The organism is Ureibacillus manganicus DSM 26584 (genome assembly GCF_000772945.1).
In the GTDB taxonomy this organism is placed as follows: domain Bacteria; phylum Bacillota; class Bacilli; order Bacillales_A; family Planococcaceae; genus Ureibacillus; species Ureibacillus manganicus.
The window spans coordinates 1-22,307 of the sequence record NZ_JPVN01000036.1; the positions used below are offsets into that span (position 1 = coordinate 1).

At 34.8% G+C, this 22,307-nt stretch carries 28 protein-coding genes and 1 pseudogene; 23 read left to right on the top strand and 6 right to left on the bottom strand.

Annotated features, from left to right (window positions below):
• The first annotated feature begins 126 nt into the window (after positions 1–126).
• The 5 genes from CD29_RS17865 to CD29_RS17885 all read left to right on the top strand — a co-directional run bounded on the left by CD29_RS17865 (position 127) and on the right by CD29_RS17885 (position 3,366).
• Positions 127–654: a YusW family protein gene (locus CD29_RS17865; RefSeq protein ID WP_036189977.1), complete on the top strand. Its 528-nt coding sequence runs from the start codon at positions 127–129 to the stop codon at positions 652–654.
• A 319-nt stretch (positions 655–973) separates the two neighbouring features.
• Positions 974–1,555: a lysozyme inhibitor LprI family protein gene (locus tag CD29_RS17870; protein WP_036189978.1), complete on the top strand. Its 582-nt coding sequence runs from the start codon at positions 974–976 to the stop codon at positions 1,553–1,555.
• A gap of 42 nt (positions 1,556–1,597) precedes the next feature.
• Complete coding sequence (gene aac(6') / locus CD29_RS17875; RefSeq protein ID WP_036189979.1) at positions 1,598–2,032, top strand: aminoglycoside 6'-N-acetyltransferase; 435 nt, start codon at positions 1,598–1,600, stop codon at positions 2,030–2,032.
• Positions 2,033–2,113: 81 nt separating this feature from the next.
• The gene (locus CD29_RS17880; RefSeq protein ID WP_036189981.1) at positions 2,114–2,602 is read left to right on the top strand and encodes a hypothetical protein; all 489 of its coding nucleotides are present in this window, start codon (positions 2,114–2,116) and stop codon (positions 2,600–2,602) included.
• A 293-nt stretch (positions 2,603–2,895) separates the two neighbouring features.
• The gene (locus tag CD29_RS17885) at positions 2,896–3,366 is read left to right on the top strand and encodes a DUF1648 domain-containing protein (RefSeq protein WP_036189983.1); all 471 of its coding nucleotides are present in this window, start codon (positions 2,896–2,898) and stop codon (positions 3,364–3,366) included.
• Positions 3,367–3,432: 66 nt separating this feature from the next.
• Here the strand turns inward: CD29_RS17885 and CD29_RS17890 are convergent, their stop codons facing one another.
• Positions 3,433–3,888 carry a GNAT family N-acetyltransferase gene (locus tag CD29_RS17890; protein ID WP_036189985.1) on the bottom strand — a complete coding sequence of 152 codons (456 nt, stop codon included), beginning with the start codon at positions 3,886–3,888 and terminating at the stop codon, positions 3,433–3,435.
• A 159-nt stretch (positions 3,889–4,047) separates the two neighbouring features.
• Here CD29_RS17890 and CD29_RS17895 point away from each other — a divergent pair, with 159 nt between their 5' ends.
• The gene (locus CD29_RS17895) at positions 4,048–5,352 is read left to right on the top strand and encodes a serine hydrolase domain-containing protein (RefSeq protein ID WP_036189986.1); all 1,305 of its coding nucleotides are present in this window, start codon (positions 4,048–4,050) and stop codon (positions 5,350–5,352) included.
• Positions 5,353–5,404: 52 nt separating this feature from the next.
• On the opposite strand, the gene CD29_RS17900 is transcribed toward CD29_RS17895, so the two are convergent.
• Together CD29_RS17900 and CD29_RS17905 are read right to left on the bottom strand one after the other, a co-directional pair.
• Complete coding sequence (locus CD29_RS17900) at positions 5,405–6,142, bottom strand: SDR family NAD(P)-dependent oxidoreductase (RefSeq protein WP_036189989.1); 738 nt, start codon at positions 6,140–6,142, stop codon at positions 5,405–5,407.
• 98 nt (positions 6,143–6,240) lie between these two features.
• Positions 6,241–7,026 carry a glucose 1-dehydrogenase gene (locus CD29_RS17905; protein WP_036189991.1) on the bottom strand — a complete coding sequence of 262 codons (786 nt, stop codon included), beginning with the start codon at positions 7,024–7,026 and terminating at the stop codon, positions 6,241–6,243.
• A gap of 483 nt (positions 7,027–7,509) precedes the next feature.
• On the opposite strand from CD29_RS17905, the gene CD29_RS17910 reads away from it, so the two are divergent.
• From CD29_RS17910 to CD29_RS17920, 3 genes are all read left to right on the top strand, one after another.
• Complete coding sequence (locus CD29_RS17910) at positions 7,510–7,821, top strand: hypothetical protein (protein ID WP_036189992.1); 312 nt, start codon at positions 7,510–7,512, stop codon at positions 7,819–7,821.
• Positions 7,822–7,856: 35 nt separating this feature from the next.
• Positions 7,857–8,444 (top strand): hypothetical protein, encoded by a 588-nt coding sequence (locus CD29_RS17915; RefSeq protein WP_036189994.1) that lies wholly within the window; start codon positions 7,857–7,859, stop codon positions 8,442–8,444.
• Between the two features lie 271 nt (positions 8,445–8,715).
• The gene (locus tag CD29_RS17920) at positions 8,716–9,336 is read left to right on the top strand and encodes an NAD(P)-dependent oxidoreductase (RefSeq protein WP_036189996.1); all 621 of its coding nucleotides are present in this window, start codon (positions 8,716–8,718) and stop codon (positions 9,334–9,336) included.
• 640 nt (positions 9,337–9,976) lie between these two features.
• Here CD29_RS17920 and CD29_RS17925 read toward each other — a convergent pair.
• Together CD29_RS17925 and CD29_RS17930 are read right to left on the bottom strand one after the other, a co-directional pair.
• Positions 9,977–10,792 (bottom strand): endonuclease I family protein, encoded by an 816-nt coding sequence (locus CD29_RS17925; protein ID WP_036189998.1) that lies wholly within the window; start codon positions 10,790–10,792, stop codon positions 9,977–9,979.
• Positions 10,792–11,754 (bottom strand): S8 family peptidase, encoded by a 963-nt coding sequence (locus tag CD29_RS17930; RefSeq protein WP_036190000.1) that lies wholly within the window; start codon positions 11,752–11,754, stop codon positions 10,792–10,794. The genes CD29_RS17925 and CD29_RS17930 overlap by 1 nt, the downstream gene beginning before the upstream one ends.
• A 260-nt stretch (positions 11,755–12,014) precedes the next feature.
• On the opposite strand from CD29_RS17930, the gene CD29_RS17935 reads away from it, so the two are divergent.
• The 11 genes and pseudogenes from CD29_RS17935 (at position 12,015) to CD29_RS17985 (ending at position 18,897) form a co-directional block, all read left to right on the top strand.
• Complete coding sequence (locus CD29_RS17935) at positions 12,015–12,869, top strand: alpha/beta fold hydrolase (protein WP_036190002.1); 855 nt, start codon at positions 12,015–12,017, stop codon at positions 12,867–12,869.
• 124 nt (positions 12,870–12,993) lie between these two features.
• Positions 12,994–13,827 (top strand): hypothetical protein, encoded by an 834-nt coding sequence (locus CD29_RS17940; RefSeq protein WP_036190004.1) that lies wholly within the window; start codon positions 12,994–12,996, stop codon positions 13,825–13,827.
• Positions 13,828–13,837: 10 nt separating this feature from the next.
• Complete coding sequence (locus CD29_RS17945) at positions 13,838–14,365, top strand: DNA topology modulation protein (protein ID WP_036190006.1); 528 nt, start codon at positions 13,838–13,840, stop codon at positions 14,363–14,365.
• A gap of 65 nt (positions 14,366–14,430) precedes the next feature.
• On the top strand, positions 14,431–14,880 hold the full coding sequence (locus tag CD29_RS20355; RefSeq protein ID WP_140422921.1) for a hypothetical protein: 450 nt from the start codon (positions 14,431–14,433) through the stop codon (positions 14,878–14,880).
• 38 nt (positions 14,881–14,918) lie between these two features.
• Positions 14,919–15,623, top strand: a complete 705-nt coding sequence (locus tag CD29_RS17955) for a class I SAM-dependent methyltransferase (protein WP_036190010.1) — start codon at positions 14,919–14,921, stop codon at positions 15,621–15,623.
• 41 nt (positions 15,624–15,664) lie between these two features.
• Positions 15,665–16,195, top strand: a complete 531-nt coding sequence (locus CD29_RS17960; RefSeq protein WP_036190012.1) for an AAA family ATPase — start codon at positions 15,665–15,667, stop codon at positions 16,193–16,195.
• Positions 16,196–16,283: 88 nt separating this feature from the next.
• Positions 16,284–16,856 (top strand): AAA family ATPase, encoded by a 573-nt coding sequence (locus CD29_RS17965; protein ID WP_036190014.1) that lies wholly within the window; start codon positions 16,284–16,286, stop codon positions 16,854–16,856.
• Between the two features lie 34 nt (positions 16,857–16,890).
• On the top strand, positions 16,891–17,103 hold the full coding sequence (locus CD29_RS17970) for a hypothetical protein (RefSeq protein WP_036190016.1): 213 nt from the start codon (positions 16,891–16,893) through the stop codon (positions 17,101–17,103).
• Between the two features lie 111 nt (positions 17,104–17,214).
• A pseudogene (locus CD29_RS17975) lies at positions 17,215–17,665 on the top strand (hypothetical protein).
• A gap of 180 nt (positions 17,666–17,845) precedes the next feature.
• Entirely contained in the window at positions 17,846–18,295 is a 450-nt protein-coding gene (locus CD29_RS17980; protein WP_036190018.1) for a CBO0543 family protein, read from the top strand.
• A 152-nt stretch (positions 18,296–18,447) separates the two neighbouring features.
• Positions 18,448–18,897 carry a hypothetical protein gene (locus CD29_RS17985; RefSeq protein ID WP_235801865.1) on the top strand — a complete coding sequence of 150 codons (450 nt, stop codon included), beginning with the start codon at positions 18,448–18,450 and terminating at the stop codon, positions 18,895–18,897.
• Positions 18,898–19,057: 160 nt separating this feature from the next.
• On the opposite strand, the gene CD29_RS17990 is transcribed toward CD29_RS17985, so the two are convergent.
• Positions 19,058–19,483, bottom strand: coding sequence for a DUF3888 domain-containing protein (locus CD29_RS17990; protein ID WP_052124244.1), 426 nt, complete (start codon positions 19,481–19,483; stop codon positions 19,058–19,060).
• A gap of 105 nt (positions 19,484–19,588) precedes the next feature.
• Here CD29_RS17990 and CD29_RS17995 point away from each other — a divergent pair, with 105 nt between their 5' ends.
• The 3 genes from CD29_RS17995 (at position 19,589) to CD29_RS18005 (ending at position 22,012) form a co-directional block, all read left to right on the top strand.
• Positions 19,589–19,804: a hypothetical protein gene (locus tag CD29_RS17995; RefSeq protein WP_036190020.1), complete on the top strand. Its 216-nt coding sequence runs from the start codon at positions 19,589–19,591 to the stop codon at positions 19,802–19,804.
• Positions 19,805–20,098: 294 nt separating this feature from the next.
• Positions 20,099–20,710 (top strand): hypothetical protein, encoded by a 612-nt coding sequence (locus tag CD29_RS18000; RefSeq protein WP_036190022.1) that lies wholly within the window; start codon positions 20,099–20,101, stop codon positions 20,708–20,710.
• A 492-nt stretch (positions 20,711–21,202) separates the two neighbouring features.
• Positions 21,203–22,012 (top strand): YitT family protein, encoded by an 810-nt coding sequence (locus tag CD29_RS18005; RefSeq protein ID WP_036190024.1) that lies wholly within the window; start codon positions 21,203–21,205, stop codon positions 22,010–22,012.
• Positions 22,013–22,307: the final 295 nt, after the last annotated feature.

Consider the following 22,307-nt stretch of genomic DNA (forward strand, 5'->3'; position numbering starts at 1 on the left):
TACGGTTTGATGAGGGGGTGGCCATGAAAATGGTCACCCTACTCTATTAATTTTACCTTTTTGTTTAAGTATAAAATTATATTTATATATAAATACTGAAACATAAAAGCACTAGGAGATGTAACGATGAAAAAACGAACAGTATTACTTACCGTACCAGTTTTAGCAATTTTTCTTGCAGGATGTGGAAATGACGATAAAGTGACGGATGTGCCTGACAATGCTCCTGTAGAAGGAACTACTGCGAATACACAAAACCAAACTAATAATACAACAACAAATAATCAAGGCGAAACAAGTCAAACAGCAACGAACACGACTCAAACAACAAATGCTGCTTTTAATTTTACGAACTTTGATTTAGATGTAGAGTATGAGAATAACCAAGAATACGACGTCGATTATGATAATGAACAAAACGGGATGGAAGCTGAAATCAAAGACGATCGACAAAACAGTCAGTTAAAAGGGGACGAAGCATTTGCAGTGTTAAGCCCGATCTTTGAGTCACTAAAGTTCGATAAAAATACATCTGATGAAGAAGTCATATCAGAAGTAATGAATGCATTTAATTTAGATGAGAATTATAAAACATTTGAGTTAGAAGTGAAATTCACAGATGGCACTGAAAAGGAATACAAGGTTACGAAGTAGTTAGTGTGACATCAGGGTCATAAAACGAGACACTTTGGGCGAAAAGTGTTTCGTGAAATTTAATTTTAAGCAGCTTGGGAATAACTATGAAGATTTGGCGATTAAGCAACTCCCTACAGAAGGCAAATAGACAAACCGAACGAATACGAAACGTATTAGAGTTTCAGTATTTTAGTTCGGTTTTTGATTTGTCATAGACTATTAAACTACCAAATACATGTCCAATTTTTTATAAATATATACAAAACATGGTAAAGTCTACTTAGAAGCTCTAAAAGTACATGAGCAATAGAGATAGAATTTCAGAGGAGTTTTAACTATGACAACTAAATGGAAACTTTTCATTGCAACCGGTGTATTGCTATTAATTCTTACCGGGTGTGACAATTCATTAACTGAACCAAATAACACAATATCTCAAACTGAAGATCCTGCTCCAGAAACTAAGGACAGCTCTGAGCCAACTATCGTAGAAGACATTAAAACGGATGAATCCATAGTTTCAAACGGCGAATCCTCGGAAACAAGCAAGCCCACTGAAGTTGCTGCCAGCCTTAAAGATAACTACCTCAAGAAACTTAACGAAATGGAAGAAGCCGATAGAAACTTGGAACCAGCGTCAACAATTGCAGGATTAGAAGAACAAGAGGCAGAAAGATATAACAAGTGGGACTCAGTATTGAATGAGGTTTATAGTGTGTTAATCGAGCAGTTAGATAAAGAACAGATGGACCAACTTAGAGAAGACCAACGAAACTGGATTATCTATAGAGATGAAACCGCCAAAGAATCCTCGCTAAAATACAGTGGTGGTTCCTATGAAGCATTAGAATATGTCGCAACACAAGCAACGTTAACAAAAGAAAGAAGTTATTTACTAGTTGCTAAGTATATGAAATAGAGAATGGCCGATATTGAAAATTTAAAAATTTGGAGGTCCAATATGCTAAAGAAGGCTACTTTACAAGAGGTTAATGATGCTGCGCAACTTGCTCTATTGCTATGGCCAAATCACACGTTAGAGGAATTTATTCATGAAATGAAAGAATTGATTGCTCAACCTGACGCAACAGTTATGCTAGCGTATCAGGATAGAGAAGCTGTGGGGTTTGCCCAATGCCAATTACGATATGATTATGTGGAAGGAACAAGTTCTAGTCCGGTAGGGTATTTAGAGGGCTTGTATGTCAAAGAGGCATTTCGCAAACAGGGAATTGCTAGAGAATTAGTGAGTGCATGTGAAAAATGGGCCAAGGACAAAGGGTGTCGTGAGTTTGCCAGTGACTGTGAATTGGACAATGAAGAAAGCTTAGCCACGCATCTGAAATTGGGGTTTACAGAGGCTAACCGTATCATTTGTTTTAAGAAGACGATTTAATAAATTTATTAATTTTGTAATACTGAAAGTCTTCTGATGCTCTAGTATATAAAGCTACTATGTAACTAAGGAGATATTGTGGTGAAGAAAAATAAAAGAACCTTGGTATTAGTACTATCTCTAATTTTTATACTTTCTGGATGTATGGGTACGGAAAAACATTACTACCTATCGTTGATGGGAGAAAGTCAGAAGTGGAAGTTAACTGGATACGAAATTGTAATCACTCCAGAAAGATTTGCTGCGGGTCACGGAACTTTACAAATCAAAAATGAAACTAACTATACTACACACTATTTTAGCTTCGAAACACACGTCGTGATGTATGATCAAGATAGAGTAGTGCATACAGGTTCAGTATCAGGCCCAGGATTTAATATCGCTGAGCAAAACACTGGAGCAATAGATGGTGGGACATATTTTGATAAGAAGGGAACTCCCGTTACGCTTAGTGATGTAAGTGCTATTTACATGATTGTTGAATGGCAGGAGCATGCTGACAGCGAAATTACTAAAGAAAGAATTGATTTATTTGATAAAACTAGCAAGGAACATAGTTTTATAAACTAAAGTGAGAATTATTTATTTATGCAAGATAAGGATAGATTCTAATAACTAGTGATTTTTTCTAATAAGCCTTTAGATTTTCTAATAAGTAGTGATTTTTTTCTAATATTAGTAGTCAGGATGCGAGAAGCATAGGAAAATTCTAATAACTCCATATTTTTTCTAATAAGCCCCGCAGGTTTTCTAATAAGTAGTGATTTTTTTCTAATATTATTAGTCTGGATGCAGGAAGCTGAGGGAAAAATTTTAATACCTTTCGATATTTACACATAAGTATATAGGAAGGGGGGAGCTATATGAAAAATCAAACTTTCAAAATAACTCTTATGATAATCTCTATTTGCGCTGTTGTTTATCACGGGTTTAATTTGTTATCACTTTGGTCAGACATACCAAATGAAATTGCTATTCATTTTAGTAATAATCAATCTGATAATTGGGGCTCCAAATACTTACTGATTATAATGCCGATTATAAGTATTTTGTTCTGGTTTCTCATTCAACTAGTAGTTAGGAATCCAGAGAATTTGAACTATATTAATTTAACTGAGGAAAATAAGGAAATACAATATGCCAAGGCTAAGAAGGTTATGCTACTAATTCAATACGCTGGGGCCATTACCTTTATATTTGTTAACGAAGCGTTCCTTAGAAGTGCTGTCGGTATGGATACAACTTTGCCGATAATTATTGCAATAGTTTTTTTAGCTAGTTGTATTATTGCCCCGATTTACCTGTTATTCTGGGCGGCAGCTTTAAAATATTAGAAACGGACAGGGGCATTTCTTAATAGGAAATGCCTATATTTTATTGAATAAAACATGCAGGATTTTTCAAATTTTATTCAATTCCCACTTCAACATATTATTTACAATGTCTGTTCTTTTCATTTGCAGTTTTTCTAACACTTTAATCGACCCAACATTATCAATCCTACATTCAGCAACTATCTTTTCTACATTTTTAAAAGTGAAAGCCCACTTAATAATTTCGCTAACTGCTTCTGTTGCATAGCCTTTGTTTTGGGCAGAAGGGACAATTCCATATCCTACTTCTACGATGTTTTCTGAATTAGGCTTTCCTTTAAATCCAATATCACCAAGTATCGTGTTATCTTCTTTACTGATAACAAGCCACACACCCCAGCCTAAAAGAGAAGGGTCCTTTTTTAAGTCCTCTAAATACTGATTTATATGAGGACCAACTTTAAATTCTTCTGAAGTTGAAAGAATCTGCAATTGTTCTTCCGTGCAAGGCGTAATTATTAGTCTTTGAGTTTCTAACTTCATTATCTAACTCCTTTTTTATATCTTATTTTACACAGTATAAGATGAGTTGAGTATAGTTCATTATCTATTTTTCTACGTTAATTTAAGAAGGAATCAATGATTTTTTGTTGAATGAAATTAATGAAAATATTTTAGCACGGACTTTTAGGGGGAAATTAGATGGCAGCTGAGGAACGAATAGGTAAGTGGATAGAGAGATATGAAGAAAATCGTTATTTGAATGGATCTATTTTAATCGCTTCGAAGGGGGAAATTCTTGTAAACAAAGGGTTTGGCATGGCAAATTTCGAGCATTCTGTACCGAATAAACCTACGACTAAATTTCGCATTGGTTCACTTACAAAGGCTTTTACAGCTATGGCGATCTTTCAATTGCATGAAAAAGGGAAATTAAGTATAGATGATTACATAGGGAAGTATCTTTCTAATTATTCGCATGGTGAGAAGATTACGATTTATCATTGTTTAACAAATACTACAGGGATTCAAGATTACACAAGTTTTCCCGACTTTTGGTTTAAAACAATGAGGCTTCCAATGACATTAAAGGAACTAATTGAGTCATTCAAAGATCTTGATTTGAACTTCGAACCGGGGAAGGAATATGAATACTCAAGCTCAGGATACACACTACTTACAGCAATTATAGAAAAAGTTTCAGGAATATCTTATGCAGAGTACATACAAGAAAACATATGTCGGCCATTAGGCATGAAGAATACAGGTTGTGACGATGGTATTAAGGTAGTTACAGATTTAGCTTCTGGCTATTCATTTTGGGAAAAACCAATTCACTCTGCATACGCAGATCTCTCTTTTCCTTTAGGAGCCTATGGTTTATATTCAACGACGGAGGATTTATTCCTTTGGGATCGAGCATTAAACTCCAATCAACTGCTTAACAAAGAATTAATGGAAAAAATGATGACTCCATACCTTGAATCATATGCTTGTGGTTGGATGGTATCTGAAAAGTTAGGTAGAAAATGTTTGCACCATTTTGGAGATATCAGTGGTTATAGTAGCGAGTTTTCAAGATTTGTAGATGATCAAGTGACAATCATTTTTCTAAGCAATATGAATGTTACCCCTGTTTCATATTTAACTCATGAAATGGCAAAGGTGATTTTTGATGAAGAAGTAACAATGCCTCTTTCTTCAAAACAAATTAGTTTTACAACTCCAGAGCTACTTGCTGGGAAGTATATGATTGAAAATAGTGAGAATAAGGTTTTAGACATTTCTATAAAAAGGGGGGAGCTATATTTAACAGTTCCTAAAATGTACGGGGTACCATATAAATTTAAGCTAATTCCAGTCAGTCATAATTCATCTAATACGACTTTTCTGACGGAAATGATTAATGAACAACTCACATTCAATTACTCTTTGTCAGGTGAGATAATAGGTTTAGAGTATAAAGATTATAATGAGAATAAATATAAAGCATATAAGTCCGTATGAAAAGATCCCTTAATGTGTTTTTCGCACCACATTAAGGGATTTGCTATATTAATTATTGAGCTGTGAAGCCGCCATCAACTGTTAATGTATTTCCAGTCATGAATGAAGAATCGTCTGAAGCTAAGAATAATACTGCTTTTGCCATTTCTTCAGAAGTACCTAAACGCTTCATTGGAGTAACGTCTCTTAAAGTTTGTTTATAATCTTCAGGAATAATTGGCGTATCGATATAACCTGGGCAAAGTGCGTTTACGCGAATGTTACGAGTCGCATATTCAAGACCTAATGAACGAGTTAAGTTAATTACTCCACCTTTTGCTGCGTTGTAAGCTGCACTTCCTGGAGACCCAACCCAACCATACATTGAAGCAGTATTAACGATGACGCCACCGCCAGTTTTCAACATTTCTTTAATCGCTAATTGAGCAACTAAAAACGTACCGTCTAAGTCGACACTAACTGTTTTGCGATATTCAGCATAAGTTAATTTTTCCGTTGGTTTCACTGCGCCAATCCCAGCGTTATTGAATAAAATATCTACCTTACCAAAAGTATCGATAGTTTCTTTATAAACATTTGCCACATCTTCTTCACTTGCAACGTCCGCTTTTACAAAAATTGCTTCGCCACCTTGACCTGTCAATTCGTCAACAAAAGATTTAGCATTTTGGTCATTCCAGTCAACAAGAACAACTTTTGCTCCTTCTTTCACAAAAAGTCTTGCTGTCTCCGCACCAATACCTGAAACCCCACCTGTAATAATCGCAACTTTATCTTGTAATTTAGCCATTTTAAAATCCTCCAGTAATTTATGGACATTGTATAGGTCAATCAAATTAAATTGTTATCTTAATAAAGTCTTTTATACATGCAATTTGCAATTTAACACTAGTATTTATATGATTGTCCACCGTCAATAGGAACAACCGTTGCATTGATGAAAGTAGCTTCATTAGATAGTAGGAATGCTACTAAGTATCCAACTTCTTCAGGGCGTCCAAAGCGTTTCATTGGATTTGGTTTAACAAATTCTTTCCCAACTTCCTCCCAATTGTCTCCGCCCATTTGTTTAAGTGAACCTTCAACCATTGCTGTCATAATCGCTCCTGGTGCAATGGCATTAATATTAATACCATATTGGCCGTATTCAATTGCTGAGTTTCTTGTTAATCCAATAACCCCGTGCTTACTTGCAGAATATCCTGATTGGTTACCAACACCACGAATACCACCTACAGAAGCGCAATTCAAGATTGAACCTGAACCTTGTTTTCTCATCACTTTTAATACATATTGCATTCCGTAAAATACACCGTTAAGGTTAACACTAATTACTCGGTCGAATTCCTCTGAACCAAAATCTTCAGTAAGATTTTGTTTTCCTTCTATTCCTGCATTATTGAAAAATCCATCGATTCTTCCAAATATTTCAACTGTTTTATCTACATAATTTTTAACTTCTTTTTCATTTGCCACATTTGCAGTAACTAATAGTACTTCGGCTTCTGGAGCAACTTTTAAAATTTTCTCTTTTGTTTTTTCTAATCCTTCTGTGTTTAAGTCAACTAATGTAAGCTTGGCACCTTCCTTAGCGATTTGCAAAGCAGCGGCTTCACCTAATCCAGATCCAGCACCTGTAATAATAACTACTTGTTCATCAAAACGTTTACTCATTTTAATCAGCTCCTGATTTCAATATGTGTATTTTAATGTTTGATAATAGAAAACAATCTATGTGAAATATTTCACAAATATGATTAAAAAAATATGAGGATATGTGAAATGTTTCACAAGTATGGTTAAAAAATAATAATAATAGAATATGTGAAGTTTTTCGCAAACTATTTCAAAAAAATTTAAAGAAGCAAGCCAGCCAGAAAGAATTTTTTCCATCTAGTTTTTTGTCTCAAAGAAATCGTTGAAAACTGTGAGACACTCATGATTAGGATCCTTACCATCGATACCTCAATTATAATCTTAATGTTTTTAAAGTCATTTACCATTAAGGATAACTTTTTCTGAAATTTTTGTATTAAAGAGAAAAGAAAAATGTGAGTAACTCGTAGCGAATCGAAAAGGGATTAATATATTTTTATTGAAGTAATGGTACTAACAGGTAGTTTTTGTGAATACACAGGTGGTAAGGGAGGGGAAAAGATGAAAAGAACGATTATCATAAGTTTACTAATAATTACTTTCATATTAACTGTTACAATCCTTTTCTTAAACAGAGCGGATTATCACGGAAAAATTGGTGAAATGAATGAAGGCAATTTTTATTTAGCCCCACTTAAAGTAGACCCTGAAGCTGAGTACAATTCACCGGTCATTTACTTTAATGGTAATACAAAAGTTGTTGGGAAGGTGAATCATATTGATGATTTACAAGCGGATCAAGAAGTTAAGGTTTGGGTTCAAGATGGTGAAGGCAAAAAGGAAGCTTATAAAATTGAAGTAATCAATGAGTGACCATTATTAAATAACGAGGATGGGGAAATGGATAGATGAAAGGAAACGGTTTTTTAATAAAATTGATTTTCATAGGCGTTCCAATCATTGTATTTTTGCTTTGGATCTCTGGATCTATTAATTTATGGTTTTATGGGATTGGCGATATTGCTGATAATGTAGAGGGTTATTATCTGGAGCATGATACTATCGATGGGGAGTATTCTGTAACGATTGATTTGAGTGATCCTAAAAGTAATGAAGGGAAAGTTCTTTACGATGATGGGGAACATCAGATTTACGTATCTGAAGTAATTGATCGAAATGACACAGACTACCAAGTGCATTTTCGAGCAAGTGGAAAATATAACTTCCATGGCGCATCACTAGTCTCAGCTACTAAACATAAACGTGTACAGGGCGGTTTTACTTACAATTTCGAAGCTAATGCTACTGCAACTTATCGTGGCCATACTTTTAAAGTATATGAATCTGGTACATCTGGACTTAACTATAATGATGGGGATGACTTCGGATTGTATTTAATTCCACAAGATACGGAGGTAACGATAGATATTGCTGAAGATCCTATCATTGAGGTTACACTCTCAAACCTTACTCTGCATAAGTGGGGGAGAAACTAGGATTACTAGGTAATTGTAATGGCGCTGCATATTTATCTGGGTTTTGTGGTAATTTCAGATAATAGGTGATAAGTGTTTTGTAGATATATAACTATCATGACTAGAGAGGGCATTGTTCGAGAATGAGGACAACTGCTCTTTTTTGTTTAAGTTCATTCTTAAACGGAGTTTGTGCTTTTGTTGGAGTTTTAGATTCTTATTAGTAGTTGAAATAGATATAACAAGATAAACTCTAAATGAGTGTTTATGTAGAAGGAGGCTTATTATACATATGAATATTTTAGTTCTAGGTGCGACTGGCCGAGTAGGAAGTGAAATAGTTAAACTTGCTGTTAATGACGGGCATCATGTTTCTGCAATCGTTCGTACCCCAGAGAAGATTCAATTAAATAATGAAAATTTAAAGATTATTCAAGGTGATGTTTTAAATAAAGAGGATATCGATCGAGCAATGCATGGTATTGATGTTGTCATTAGTGCGCTAAATACTGATGGAACAACAACTTTGTCAGAAAGTATGCCGCATATTATTAAGGCGATGGAAAACGAGGGGATTAGCCGTATTGTAACTGTAGGAACGGCGGGGATTCTACAAAGTAGAGCTACTCCAGAGTTACTGCGTTACCAATCAAGTGAATCAAAACGGAAATTAACTCGTGCAGCAGAAGAACATCATAAAGTTTACGATTTGCTTAAACAATCCATACTGGACTGGACGATTGTATGTCCAACGTATCTACCGGATGGAGAAAGATTAGGTGAGTATAGAGTAGAACGTGATTATCTGCCGGTTGATGGAACAAAAATTCACGTACCAGATACTGCGGAGTTTACATATAAGCAGATTCAAAGTAATGAATATATAAAAGCGCGAGTAGGGATTGCGTACTAAGGGCTTTTTCTATAACTTCAATCGAAGAAAAGGTGATTTATGGGACAGTAGAGGGCTGAAATGCTGTCGTACTGTCCTAAAAGAAGGGTTTATTGGACAGTAGAGGGTTGAAATGCTGTCGTACTGTCCTAAAAGAAGGGTTTATTGGACAGTAGAGGGTGAAAATTCCTTTGTACTGTCCTAAAAGAAGGGTTTATTGGACAGTAGAGGGTTGAAATGCTGTCGTACTGTCCTAAAAGAAGGGTTTATTGGACAGTAGAGGGTGAAAATTCCTTTGTACTGTCCTAAAAGAAGGGTTTATTGGACAGTAGAGGGTTGAAATGCTGTCGTACTGTCCTAAAAGAAGGGTTTATTGGACAGTAGAGGGTGAAAATTCCTTTGTACTGTCCTAAAAGAAGGGTTTATTGGACAGTAGAGGGTTGAAATGCTGTCGTACTGTCCTAAAAGAAGGGTTTATTGGACAGTAGGGGGTGAAAATTCCTTCGTACTGTCCTAAAAGAAGGGTTTATTGGACAGTAGGGGGTGAAAATCCCCACGTACTGTCCTAAAAGTAAAATTTATAAGACAGTAGAAGATTGAAAAGCCGCCGAACTGTCTCAAAAAATGGATTTATGCCCGTAGTAGAGTTAGGTTGATTATTTCATTTTTCTATCTTAAGGATCCTTTCAGCGATCTCCGGAAAATCGATAAACGGGTTGCGATTCCCTTGAAGTTCATGGATCGCAAGGTTGCGATGCTTTTCATAGATGGATACCGGAAATGTTTGATGCCATCTAAGTAGTAATGAAACATCCACAAGTTCGCTTTCTATTTTGTTTGGATAGCGAATGAGGAAGTAAAGTGTTGCTCTAGCAACAATTCCTTTGCCGTATTCTGGTTCAAATTTTCCTACCTCTGACTTGCCGCAGCCATCTTTGATTCCTAAAATCAAACCTTCTGGGATATAATCATCGAAATCATAGTAAGGATAGTTACTGCGACTACTATTGCAAGTAGGTTCGCAGGCAAATAGATGATGCAAGTCGCCTCTCATCGGTTCATTTTTATCAAACCAAGATTGCGGCACGACATGTTCACAATTAAATTGAGCATCCGATAAAATGCTAATTAACCCGCCCGCCTGCATTTCTAGAATCTGAATGTCTTCCTCTATAACAGAAAGGGGATCCATCCCATTTCCAGAATAGAGACTTTTCAATGTTCCATTTTCCTGCAAATCAACCCAAGGGTACACATAACGGTGGGGGCTATAGTTTAACTGATTTGTATGTGTTTTTTCGAGCAAAGTTTGAAGGCTTTCGAAAAGATTAGTATCCGTGAATGAAATGCTTCGATAGTATTCATCCCTAATTTCACTATCTTTCTTTTCATCATAATAGGGACGATCTTCCGCATAGTTTAAAAAGTCCGCCTTTGCCGATTCCCATTCAGAATGTAGCAATTTTATCTTTGCCATTATATATTCAACAACTGTGCAGATAATTTTTCGTTGAAAACTTCCGATAAGTATTCCTCTACTGTTAAGTACAGCAATCCGTTACCCTCAAGTTTTGGCGAGTTTCCTAATGGAATCGTTCTCTTTATTAATTGTGCATAGAGTTCCGCTTCTGTGAGATTTCGCTCAAAGTTTTTGTTGGCGATATCTTTTATGAGTGCAAGTGCACCGGATACATGCGGAGTTGCCATTGAAGTTCCGCTTAGTTTGGCATACGTTCCATTTAAATACGTAGAAAGGATTTCTTCACCAGGGGCTACTAAGTCGATTTCATTATTTGAATTTGAGAATCTAGAAGAATTTCGTTGCAAATTAATGGAACCGACGCTGATCACTTCATTGTAGCTACCAGGATAGCCGAATTCATCTGAAGAACTTTGTCCATCTCCTTCATTTCCCGCAGCACACACGACTAGAATCTGATTAGCAATTGCGTTTTGAATCGCTTGGTGTAACTCAGGTACATCTGAAGGACCTCCAAGACTCATGGAGATGATATCCACCTTTTGTTCCACTGCGTAGTTAATTCCTTTGATGATCCAGTCGTATTGCCCTGAACCCTTTCTATCAAGCACCTTTACAATTAATAAGTTTGCTTCAGGTGCAACACCAACGACTCCTGAACCATTATGGACTGCAGCAATTGTGCCGGCCACATGAGTTCCATGGCCATTATAATCGGTAAATACATCTGGATTTCCATTGTCATCACCGGTAAAATTCCGTCCACCAATAATACGCGCGCTTAAATCAGGATGGGTGTCGTCGCAACCTGTGTCCAATATCGCAATAGTAACTCCATTGCCTTTAGATTTCTCCCAAATTTTTGGTGCTGCAATAAGCTCAATTCCTTTTGGCACCTCAGAAACTTCTTCGACCACTACATTCACTTGATACGGAAATAAATGTAACTTATGCTCCATTTGTATCCCTCCTGATAGAATTAAGTTTCAAGTATATTCTTGGAAGTTATTTATAGTTTAACAATTCAGAATTTATATTAACAGTTACCATGGATGGGCTACTATGGAACTAATTAGGATAGTATCTGTTAGTTAATCGCGCATGTAAATTAATCTTCAACTAACCATTTCGTAGATTTACAAGGATTTATACACTTTTTGCAGAAGTTAATTTATGAACGATTTATTAATTCTACTTCTTAAATAAAGGGGAGAAAGTAATGTGGACTCAAAGATTCATTGAAACAAGTAGAGGCACGTTTGAGATTTTCGAAAAGGGAGAGGGAGAACCACTAGCAATAACGCATTTATACAGTGAGTATGATAGCCGAGGAAATGCTTTTGCGAATCCATTCACAGAGTATTATCATGTGTATTTAATTAATGTTCGAGGTGCTGGTAATTCGGTTAGTGCACAAAACGAAAATGAATATAGTATGGATGAAACAATCCTAGATTTAGAAGCGATCCGAGAAGCTCTAGGAATTGAAAAATGGGCTTTCGGTGGTCATTCTACAGGGGGAATGCTCGCTTTAAAGTATGCTGTACTAAAGGAAAATTCACTGACTAAAATTATTGTAAGTGGTGCAGCCGCAAGTGTACGTTATAGTACAGATCCTGATAGTATTTATAATCATCAAAATCCAAATTTCAACCGAATTCGCGAAATCATGAATTTATTTAATGATTCGGAATTACCAGTGGAAGAACGACAAAAATTATCAAGAGAATGGGCGTTAATGTCATTCTACAAAGCAGAGAATTTAGATAAAGCGTACGAAAAACCGAATAGTGGCAAAACGGTGGGTCCACGACTTGATTACTTTAGAAAAGTGGATTGCCAAACCTATGATGTCACTGAACAATTAAAACAAGTTTCAATTCCAGCGTATGTATCTTCCGGGGTGCACGACGCTCAATGCCCATATCGTTTTGGGGTTGAAATTGCAGAGTTAATTCCAAATGCAACCTTTACGGCATTTGAACAAAGTAATCACTATCCATTTTTTGAAGAAGAACTGGCATTTAATGAATTTGTAAAGTTAACTTTAGGAAGTAAGGAATATAGTAGATAAATGCAATTGGCACATAAACAAACAGGGTATTATTTCAATGAAGGATTAATATCTTGTATGTGGAAGTTAAAGTGATAACTAGGCAGTCCATTTTAAGACCAATGCTTAATAAAGGGGGATGTAAATGAAAATTGTAGATACAGTACCGCACTTTTTAGATAACTATCAACCTTCAATTAACTTCTTGCGTAGCTACTATAGTAAGTTTTCAGATATATTTAAGGAATACTTTTTATATCATTGCAAAGATACCGAAGAAAGACATTATCAATCGATTCAGAGGTATCCTCAAGTATTTAATGCCATCCAGTTAATACACCAAAAGATTGTTCCACTTATAAATGAAGTAGAGAAGAATTATTCGAATTTGTACGATGTTACATTTCCAATAGATGTTAACTTAATCGTCGGGGGCTTCGGTTCAAATGCCTATACTTATAGACAAATAATCCCTAATGTTACCTTTGCTTTGGAAAGATTATCACCAGAATCCATCCATTTAAAAGTCATAATCGCTCACGAATTCGGTCATCTAACTCATAATATCCTTTCAAAAGAAGCTGGTAATGACTGGTCTAAAGTGGATTGGAATAGCCCTCTTACTTGGCTTTTTCAAGAAGGAGTAGCCACACATTTTTCACGAAAAACAGTACCTGGACTTAGTCCCTCTATTTATTTTTCATATGATGATAGTGGAGACGAATGGCTGCAATTCGCATCACTACACAAACAAGAAATTAAATATGAATTTGGAAAAGCGCTAAAAAATTGTACTCCGTTGGAGATGTTTCGTGAGTGGTTCTCCATCAATGGGGGAAGTAAATTTGGATACTCACGATTAGGATACTTTTTAGGTGATTTGCTATTTCAAGAATTAGTTTTACAAGTGGGAGAAAAAAAGGCCATTGTTGCTTGGCCTTACCACGGATTTGAAAAACGAATTAATGGGTGGTTATAAGGGGGATGTTATGGAAAGGATTGCGCTGATTGGCTCGGGTGGTTCGGGGAAATCGACACTTGCGAGGCAATTAGGAGAAATACTAAAAATCGACGTTTACCATCTAGATTCTTTTTTTTGGAAACCAAATTGGGTGAGTATTTCAAGGGAAGAACTAGCGAGCATACAAATGGATTTAGTGAAAAAAGAAAAATGGATTATTGACGGGCATTTTAGTGGGACAATGGATATTAGGCTGAAGGCAGCGGATACAATCATCTTTCTAGATTTTCCGAGAACAATTTGTGTTTACCGTGTTTTCAAACGAATGGTGAAATATCGAAATCAAACAAGGCCAGATATGGGAGAAGGCTGTGAAGAAAAATTAGACATAGAGTTTTTAAAATGGTTATGGGAATTTCCAAAGACAAAAAGACCTGGAATACTAAAAAAACTTGAACAATTACCGAAAACGAAAAACTTCATCATATTAAAATCACCGAGAGAGGTTAAGAGATTTTTAGAAAAAATAGATGATTTATCTGAATCCTCGTGTTGATTCATTTAATTTAATAGAAGTGTCCCTTATCCAAACTTCATAAGCGGGTATGTTTATAGAGAGGAATGAAGATAATCGTATCAATAGTCAAATTTATTCAATATTCTTTGTTAGCATTCATCGCATTTGTAATGCTTATAACTTATGGACTCTTTTTAGAATCAATTATTACTAGAGACATTTGGGGAATTTATGCGGTGATGGTGCTAATTTTGGTAGTTTCTTATTTACTCTTAATCAAATGGATAGCAAAATATGATATTTCATGGTACGGAGTAAACTTTGTAACTTTCGTACACATGGTAGTCCTAGCTTCGTCTATGTTTATACCCATGTCTGTATTTTTGAGTGGCCAAGTACCAGAATCGTATGCCCAGTTTGTATTTGGAAGTTTAATCATCCTTATATTAATCATTTGTTATTTCATCCTGCGAAAATGGGACATTATTTTGATAATGAGAAGAAGATATTATCAACCAAAATCCTATTCTAAAGCGGATTGGTACAGAAGTTAGTTGAAATTCTAAATTAATCCTACACTAGGGGGTAAGTTATGAAAGAAACTATTTATGATTATGATGATCTTTTGGAGATGCTAGATTCGTTGTTAAGAGAGCCTACGGAATTTTGGGATAATTTCTATTCCGACCGCAATAAAGGTATTCCTTTTTTCACCGATGTCCCCGATGAAAATTTAGTGAGTTACTTTAAAAATAACATTTTAAAGCCAGGGAATGTTTTAGAATTGGGGTGTGGGCCTGGTCGAAATGCGATTTATTTTGCTCAAAGAGGTTGTACGGTTGATGCGGTGGATTTATCCCGAGAATCTATTAAATGGGCAGAAGAACGAGCAAACGAGAAAAATGTCAGTATAAACTTTATGAATGAAAATATCTTTGATTTAGATATAGAAGAAGGCAAGTACGATATTGTATATGACGCAGGTTGTTTCCACCATATTGCTCCCCATAGAAGAATGAGTTACATAGATTTGGTGAACAGGGCTTTAAAACCTAATGGGTACTTTGCAATCACCTGTTTTGTAGAAGGTGGGCAATTTGGTGGGGCAGAAATATCGGATTGGGAAGTTTATAGATCGAGAAGCCTCATGGGTGGTTTGGGATATACAGAGGAAAAGCTAAGGCTTATATTTAGGGATTTCAAGGAAGTTGAAATACGGAAAATGAAAGTAATTGAACAGCCAAATGATACTTTTGGTGTACCTGACTTTTTGACTGCGTTATTTCTAAAAAATTGATTAATGAAGATTCTTTAAAGTGTAAAAAAGTGAGTGGTTCTATGGATAAGCATCATCCTATTCCAAATCGAATACATATTATAGGATCGATTGGTAGTGGCAAAACAACCTTAGCTAAGGTTTTATCTAAACAGTTAAACATTCCATATTATGAATTGGATAATGTAGTTCGGAAAAGATTGAAAACGGGAGATATTAAACGAACTGATCAAGAACGAGATGAGTATTTAAATTCAATTATAAGTAGTAATCACTGGATAGTTGAAGGCGTACATCATAAATGGGTATCTCCTTGCTTCGAAAGTGCAGATATAATTATATTTCTAGAAACGAATCTTTCTACAAGAAGATTCAGGATCATTAAGAGATATATTAAGCAAAAAATGGGTATCGAAAAATCAAACTATAAACCGACATTCAAAATCTTACAAACTTTATATAAATACAATACGGAGTTTGATACTAAGAGTAAGCCTGAAATATTTGATATGCTGAGTCCTTATAAAAACAAATTAGTTATTATAAAAAGTAAAGACGAAATGATAGATTACTTGAACAAACGTGGGCATTGATCTAAAAGGGATTAATGCCTGTTTTAAGGTTTTGAACAAAAATGGTAGTGTAGTTGGAAATTGCATATGAGTTAAAGGGGGGAGTTTAGTGAAAAGGTTAGTTGTTATTACTGTAGGCAAGACCCATAGTGGAAAAAGTACATTTGCAATAGATTTAGAAAAAGAATTAGAAAACTCATTTGTTTTAGATCAGGATAATCATGCTGAATTTATTAATAAGTATTACCAAAAGTTACAACCAAAAACTGGACCTAATACTCTTAAACATTCTAACTCCAAGCTAATTGCTAATTATGCAATAGAAAACACGGATCTTAATATAATTGCTAGCAGTGCAAATCGAACTAGTAAAGGTAGAAAGTATTTGCTTGAAGAAGTATACGATGAAGAAAAATTTACCCGTATCTTAGTTCACTTTGATATCCCAGATGAAATTCTAAAAGAGCGGGTTATCAATAGTACACGTAGAACAAATATCTTTAGGGGTGCCTATACTAATTTTGAACAAGTGCTTATGCGGCAACAAGCCGAATCGTTACATGAAGATGTAGTAGATCCAAAAGAAGGGGAAGCAGACTATTTGTTGATAATTCGAGATAACGAAGAAGTGAAATCTGTCATTGAAGAAATTGTTAGGATATCTTTGAGAAGGGAAAACTAATGTGTTTTAGAGCATTACTTAGGGGTGAGAAAAAGTGGCGAGATATGTAGTTTTATTTGGTGCAGTTTTCAGCCTAGTTATATTTATTTTAAATATTTATGAATTATATCGACCAAAAGTAGGTCCTATTGGAAATGGTGAAATCTCAACAATATCTTGGATTTTAATCTTTTCCCCATTAATAATGGGAATCTCATTTCTATTGATGTTTATCAGTTTGAGTCTCGAAAAGAGAAAATCAAAGTAGCGAATTGTGAAGAAATTTACGTTGATAAACGGGATAGATACTGAATAAGGACTATTAATATTTAGAGCATAATGAGGGTAAATTAACCAAAAGAATTGTAAGAGGTGTTATATGAAACAATTTATTTTGGTGTTATCTATTATCTCAATATTTGTTATTTGTCCTTCATATTCAAAGGCAACATCAATGCCTTGTAGTATGGTTTTGGAACCAATTGATAAGAAACTTACAAATGCTAAAGGTGTAGCATTGGTTTATAAAGTGCAGTTACGTCCGCCAAGTTTTGCACGAACGAATATAAGTATTCTAGGGGTACATCTTCCAGAACCATCCTCTTTTGGATTATGATAGCTATGAAGGCTTTACTTTTATACCAGATGAAATTAGTTGGCGTTTTAAACTTAATCCTTCCTCAGAAAATGATAGTCCAACTTGGGCTGGAAGATTTGATGAAATTACAGCGAATATAGAAAATGTAGAAGTAGAGGTGCGTCTTTCTAATTCAAAGTCTGGAAAGTTAGGACCAAGTATACTGAGAAATAATATAAAATACTGTAAGTAATTATTGAGAGGGCTTTAGTTTAAGTATAGGGTTGCTTTTGCAGCTCTTTTTCTTTTTCAATTATTGTGGCAGTTAAATTGAAGATTATAGTTTAACTGTGTACAACATTGCTAGTAAAAAGTTTAAAAGACATTATTTTGGGCATTCTATTAAGATAATGTTATATAAGGGTTGAAAAAAATGATATTAAATATAACTCTCGCTTTTGTAATCCCGTGGATTGTGTGTATGTTACATATATTCAAAAAAGATAAGAGGCTTGTTCTTACAATCAGCTCATTTTCTAGTGTAGTTGGATTTACAGTAAATGAAATTGGAGAATACTTTGGTTTTTGGAGTGTTTCCCCATTCGATAAAAGCCATTTACCTACAATCCCGTTTATTTTGGGTATATTTTCAGTGTTAGGAGTTTATTCAATATATTTTTTAAGAAAATACAAACGTCCGTATTTTGTAATTTTTCTTTTTACTTTAATTACAACCATTTCGGAAGGTATCTGGTTATTAATGGGCCTGGTTAAGTATGGAAATGGTTGGAATATTGGCTGGACATTCGTATCTTATTTATTTCCATTCACCTTTTTATACATATATTATTTAGGTTTAAAAAGAATAAAAATCTTAGATTAACTTTGCAAACCGATCCTTAGTTGAAAGAGAATAGTGAGAAACGCTCAGTTCAATTACTGGGCTTTTTTGCTTGTTTACAGAAAGGATAACCATTCCACGTTGTTGAATTCATTTAGTAGGAGTGCATTAGTTTTGAAAGGGGTTGCTATGTTTTGAAAAGATTCTATTGTGCTCATATTTTGATTGTTACCTTACTATTAGCGGGCTGCTCAAATACATTTCCGTATAACGATGAAGATGTTGCTGCAATTGTAAGGGGAGAAGAAATTACGATTGGTGAATTACGTTTTCTATATCCAGATGATGCTGTGCTAGATATGATTGATGGGACGATAAAAGCTAAACTAGTCGTGAGAGAAGCCAAAAAAATGAATATTGATGTTACAGAAGAAGTAAAATCTATAAAAGAAGCATTTGGAAATTATCCACCATCTACCCATTATGATGATGAGTTTGCAAAATCCCTTCGCGAGTTTGTGGAACCGCAAGCTAAGAAACTTGGTTTAGATCCAGAAGAATATTACAAGGAATATGTTGAAATAACTACTGAAACTGCTGAATATATAAATGCCTACGTCCAGGAGGTTTTAGGAGAACCTTAGGATAATATTGAGAATTACAATAAATTAGCCAATCAGCTACTAGATGACCTAGTTGAAGCGAATAAAGATGAGATTCAAATACTTATTAAGTAATAGGTTTAGGTGAGGGGATAAAAGCCAACATGCTAAAAAATCCCCAAACATGGGGACGAGATAAAAATTATTTTCTTTTCTTTTTAAGATTTTGCAAATGTGGTGGAAGTTCAAAACTTTCCATATGCTTATATTCTTTAAGTTTGGTTTCAGCAGGATCTATTGTAAAAGTAAGTTGGTCTGTTCCAACTGGGTTATGAGCACCCAAAACGGGGGTAACTTCAAGGGTTACAGAAAACAGAAAACCTGATTTTTCCATGTTTGTAATTTTTATTTGATAAGGATATACAGTGGGGCTTTCAGTATATTCTTCTAAATAATAATTTGAAACTGCATCTTGAACTTTAGGTAATAATAGTGTGAAAAACATGTCCATTACGATTTCTTCTTTGGATTCTTTAGCAGGCTGATAATATTCTGATTCAGCATAAGTTGCTGTTGTTAAAGTTGTAAATAGTAGTAAAAGGACAGGAATTATAATGATTTTTTTCATTTTTGCATCTCCTTCTTACTGTTTATTTTGTTCGAAAAAGGTGAATTTATCTCAAGCAAATATTTCATTTGCATGGGCAAACTGAACTAATAGGGGGAATAGATCATGAATTGGGGAGATCGGTTAGTTGAATCTAAAGCTTTCAAAATTATAATAGTAGGAGCTTTGTGGGGTACTATTGTCTTTGCATTACTCATTGTATTTATGATAGGTAATTTTCTTTTCAACATATATATTTTGGATTATCGATTTGATGATGGTGAACTACAGCCACCGGTGGAAAGAATAAGTTGGAGATTAGAGCAGATGAACTCTGTTTAATCTCCGACTTATTTTATTTATTTTAGATCAACAAAATTGTTTATAGATAATTGTAAGTATTCAGTTGGGGAGATTAAGTTAGATTCTAATAACTACCTTATTTTTTCTAATAACACTCTCAAATTTTCTAATAAGTAGTGGATATTTTCTAATATTAGTGTGCTCGAAGCAGTAATTAAGGTGATATTCTAATAACTACTTCATTTTTTCTAATAAGTCTTTCAGATTTTCTAATATATAGTGAGTTTTTTCTAATAACAGCGAATTACGAGCCCAATCACGGAGGTAATAATATTGAAATTTACGAATGAGCAGTTACAGATGATGATTTCAAATGAGTCAGTGGGTGATATTTATCCATATGAAACGAAAGATGCAGACCAGATTGAAAAGCATCTAAAGGATTTATTCTATAATTTCAACCGCTCTAAATTACTCACTTGTGAAGCTATGTTCGACCATTATGGGAGTGGGTATGCTTCCTATGTTGACTACTTTTGTTATAGGAAAGATGGAGGTAGCGTGTTAAACGAAAAATACATAGAGAAAGATTCACTAACATCTACCGAAATCGAAGGGCTTGTAATCTACGTTAGTCGATTAGCACCTGTGGCGATCATTTGGAATGATCAACGCTATAAAGCAAAGATAGATACAGAAACTATCAAAGATGAATATTTTAGTGGATTCACTATGTTGAGTGATCCACGAGGTGTTATTACGGAGCCGCCTAATGATATGAAAGATGAATTTCGAGAAATTAAGCAGAAGCTAGAACAGGCAGGGTACACTATTTTAGAAAAAGGCTATTTGGAGCAACCACTGCCATTCAAAGCAAAAATTGAAACTTTCACAAGACCCAGTCAGTATAAAATTTTTGATGCGATCTTTTATTGGAAGGATTAAAATCTACAAATAAGTAAGGCCCATCCAAACGTATGGATGGGCTTTTTTCTACCTATGATAAGGACCTTTTCAAACTGGAAATTTCTCAGCGTAGGAGTTTTATAAATTTTCTTTACGTTGTATTTATTATTTTAGTATATTATTCTCGCGTATTCATTAAGAAATAGTGTTGAACTTTCGGAGGCATTAATCTATTAGAGATTAATGCCTGTTTTTATTAGTGTTAAATGTTTTTAGTATTTTCTAAATTATTTAAATATTACTATAATTAGATAATTTATTGACACGTAAAATTAATTCCTCTAGATTGAAATTATCAAGAAAAAACTGTTATAAAACAGTCGCTGTAATTAGGTAGATAAAGTAACATATGCAAGGGTTTTAACCTTTGCTTTTAATTACACAATTTGGGGATGCACAAGTAAAAAAAGTAGGAGTTCGATGATTGTAAGCTATTATCTTTAGAAATAGTGTTAAAGGGGGTTCAATGGGATGAAATATATTATTGCTATTTTCGGTTCATTGATTGTTGCGTTCGCTTTTAATTCCTTTCTTGTTCCGTATGAGATTTTAAGTGGAGGAATTAGTGGAATTGCCATTTTGATAGGGTTAATAACTCCCTTTAATATCGGGTTAATGAATTTGTTGCTTAACTTACCATTAATTATTCTTGGATACTATAAACTTGGAAAAACGATTACGGTGAATACAATTATTTGTGTGGTTTCCTTATCTGTTTTCCTATTTTTAGTGCCAGTCGCTCCTGTGACGGACAATATTTTGCTGTCAACGATTTTTGGGGGAATTATCGCAGGTGTCGGTGTAGGCCTAATATTAAAGTATTCTGGTACTTCTGGTGGGCTAGATATCATTGCAATTATTGTTTCTCGTTCAAGTAATTTTAGTGTTGGTCTTCTTTTAACAGCGATGAACGGTATCATTGTGCTAATTTCAGGTGCGTTCTTTGATTGGGAGATTGCTTTATATACACTTCTATCGATTTACTTATCTGGTATTGTAATTGATCAAATCCATACGAGCCACATCAAAGTAACAATGCAGATTGTTACAACGAAAGGTGAATGTATTCGAGAAAATCTACTGAAAAACGTATACCGCGGAATTACGGTTACGGAAGGGTACGGAGGGTACACTCAAGAGAAGAAGCAAATTTTAATGATGGTAGTGACACGTTATGAGATGTCGCAAGTAAAGAAGATTGTTCGTAGCCATGATGAAAAGGCGTTTATTAATATATTTAAGACCGTTGAAGTGGACGGGATGTTTGTAAGGAATTTATAGTGCTTGTGAGTTGGAAATACTTGCAGAAAAGTGCAGGTTACTTGGGGTTTTCAGAAGTTTACTTGGGGAAATCGGAGAGTTACTTGCGAGAATCAGGGGACTATTTGCGGATTTGTAATTACTTGCGGTTTTCAATAGTTTATTTGCAGTAACAGGAAAGTTACTTGCGAATTCCTGTACTTTATTTGCGAAAGTGAATTTATTCTACAATATTTGCGAGGCATTAATCCAAAAAAGGATTAATGCCTCAGACTGTAGACAAACTCGAAAATTTCGAGTTTGCCTGCAGTCTTTT

Bases quoted from the DNA above. Each gene is read 5' to 3' on its own strand.
- CD29_RS17920 (WP_036189996.1), top strand. From the start codon at position 8,716: ATGAATATTTTAGTTCTAGGTGCGACTGGCCGAGTAGGAAGTGAAATA.
- CD29_RS17940 (WP_036190004.1), top strand. From the start codon at position 12,994: ATGAAAATTGTAGATACAGTACCGCACTTTTTAGATAACTATCAACCT.
- CD29_RS17870 (WP_036189978.1), top strand. From the start codon at position 974: ATGACAACTAAATGGAAACTTTTCATTGCAACCGGTGTATTGCTATTA.
- CD29_RS17915 (WP_036189994.1), top strand. From the start codon at position 7,857: ATGAAAGGAAACGGTTTTTTAATAAAATTGATTTTCATAGGCGTTCCA.
- CD29_RS17885 (WP_036189983.1), top strand. From the start codon at position 2,896: ATGAAAAATCAAACTTTCAAAATAACTCTTATGATAATCTCTATTTGC.
- CD29_RS17935 (WP_036190002.1), top strand. From the start codon at position 12,015: ATGTGGACTCAAAGATTCATTGAAACAAGTAGAGGCACGTTTGAGATT.
- CD29_RS18005 (WP_036190024.1), top strand. From the start codon at position 21,203: ATGAAATATATTATTGCTATTTTCGGTTCATTGATTGTTGCGTTCGCT.
- CD29_RS17890 (WP_036189985.1), bottom strand. From the start codon at position 3,888: ATGAAGTTAGAAACTCAAAGACTAATAATTACGCCTTGCACGGAAGAA.
- CD29_RS17995 (WP_036190020.1), top strand. From the start codon at position 19,589: ATGAATTGGGGAGATCGGTTAGTTGAATCTAAAGCTTTCAAAATTATA.
- CD29_RS17930 (WP_036190000.1), bottom strand. From the start codon at position 11,754: ATGGAGCATAAGTTACATTTATTTCCGTATCAAGTGAATGTAGTGGTC.
- CD29_RS17900 (WP_036189989.1), bottom strand. From the start codon at position 6,142: ATGGCTAAATTACAAGATAAAGTTGCGATTATTACAGGTGGGGTTTCA.
- CD29_RS17910 (WP_036189992.1), top strand. From the start codon at position 7,510: ATGAAAAGAACGATTATCATAAGTTTACTAATAATTACTTTCATATTA.
- CD29_RS20355 (WP_140422921.1), top strand. From the start codon at position 14,431: ATGAAGATAATCGTATCAATAGTCAAATTTATTCAATATTCTTTGTTA.
- CD29_RS17990 (WP_052124244.1), bottom strand. From the start codon at position 19,483: ATGAAAAAAATCATTATAATTCCTGTCCTTTTACTACTATTTACAACT.
- CD29_RS17960 (WP_036190012.1), top strand. From the start codon at position 15,665: ATGGATAAGCATCATCCTATTCCAAATCGAATACATATTATAGGATCG.
- CD29_RS17945 (WP_036190006.1), top strand. From the start codon at position 13,838: ATGGAAAGGATTGCGCTGATTGGCTCGGGTGGTTCGGGGAAATCGACA.
- CD29_RS17955 (WP_036190010.1), top strand. From the start codon at position 14,919: ATGAAAGAAACTATTTATGATTATGATGATCTTTTGGAGATGCTAGAT.
- CD29_RS17980 (WP_036190018.1), top strand. From the start codon at position 17,846: ATGATATTAAATATAACTCTCGCTTTTGTAATCCCGTGGATTGTGTGT.
- CD29_RS17905 (WP_036189991.1), bottom strand. From the start codon at position 7,026: ATGAGTAAACGTTTTGATGAACAAGTAGTTATTATTACAGGTGCTGGA.
- CD29_RS17865 (WP_036189977.1), top strand. From the start codon at position 127: ATGAAAAAACGAACAGTATTACTTACCGTACCAGTTTTAGCAATTTTT.
- CD29_RS17895 (WP_036189986.1), top strand. From the start codon at position 4,048: ATGGCAGCTGAGGAACGAATAGGTAAGTGGATAGAGAGATATGAAGAA.
- CD29_RS17925 (WP_036189998.1), bottom strand. From the start codon at position 10,792: ATGGCAAAGATAAAATTGCTACATTCTGAATGGGAATCGGCAAAGGCG.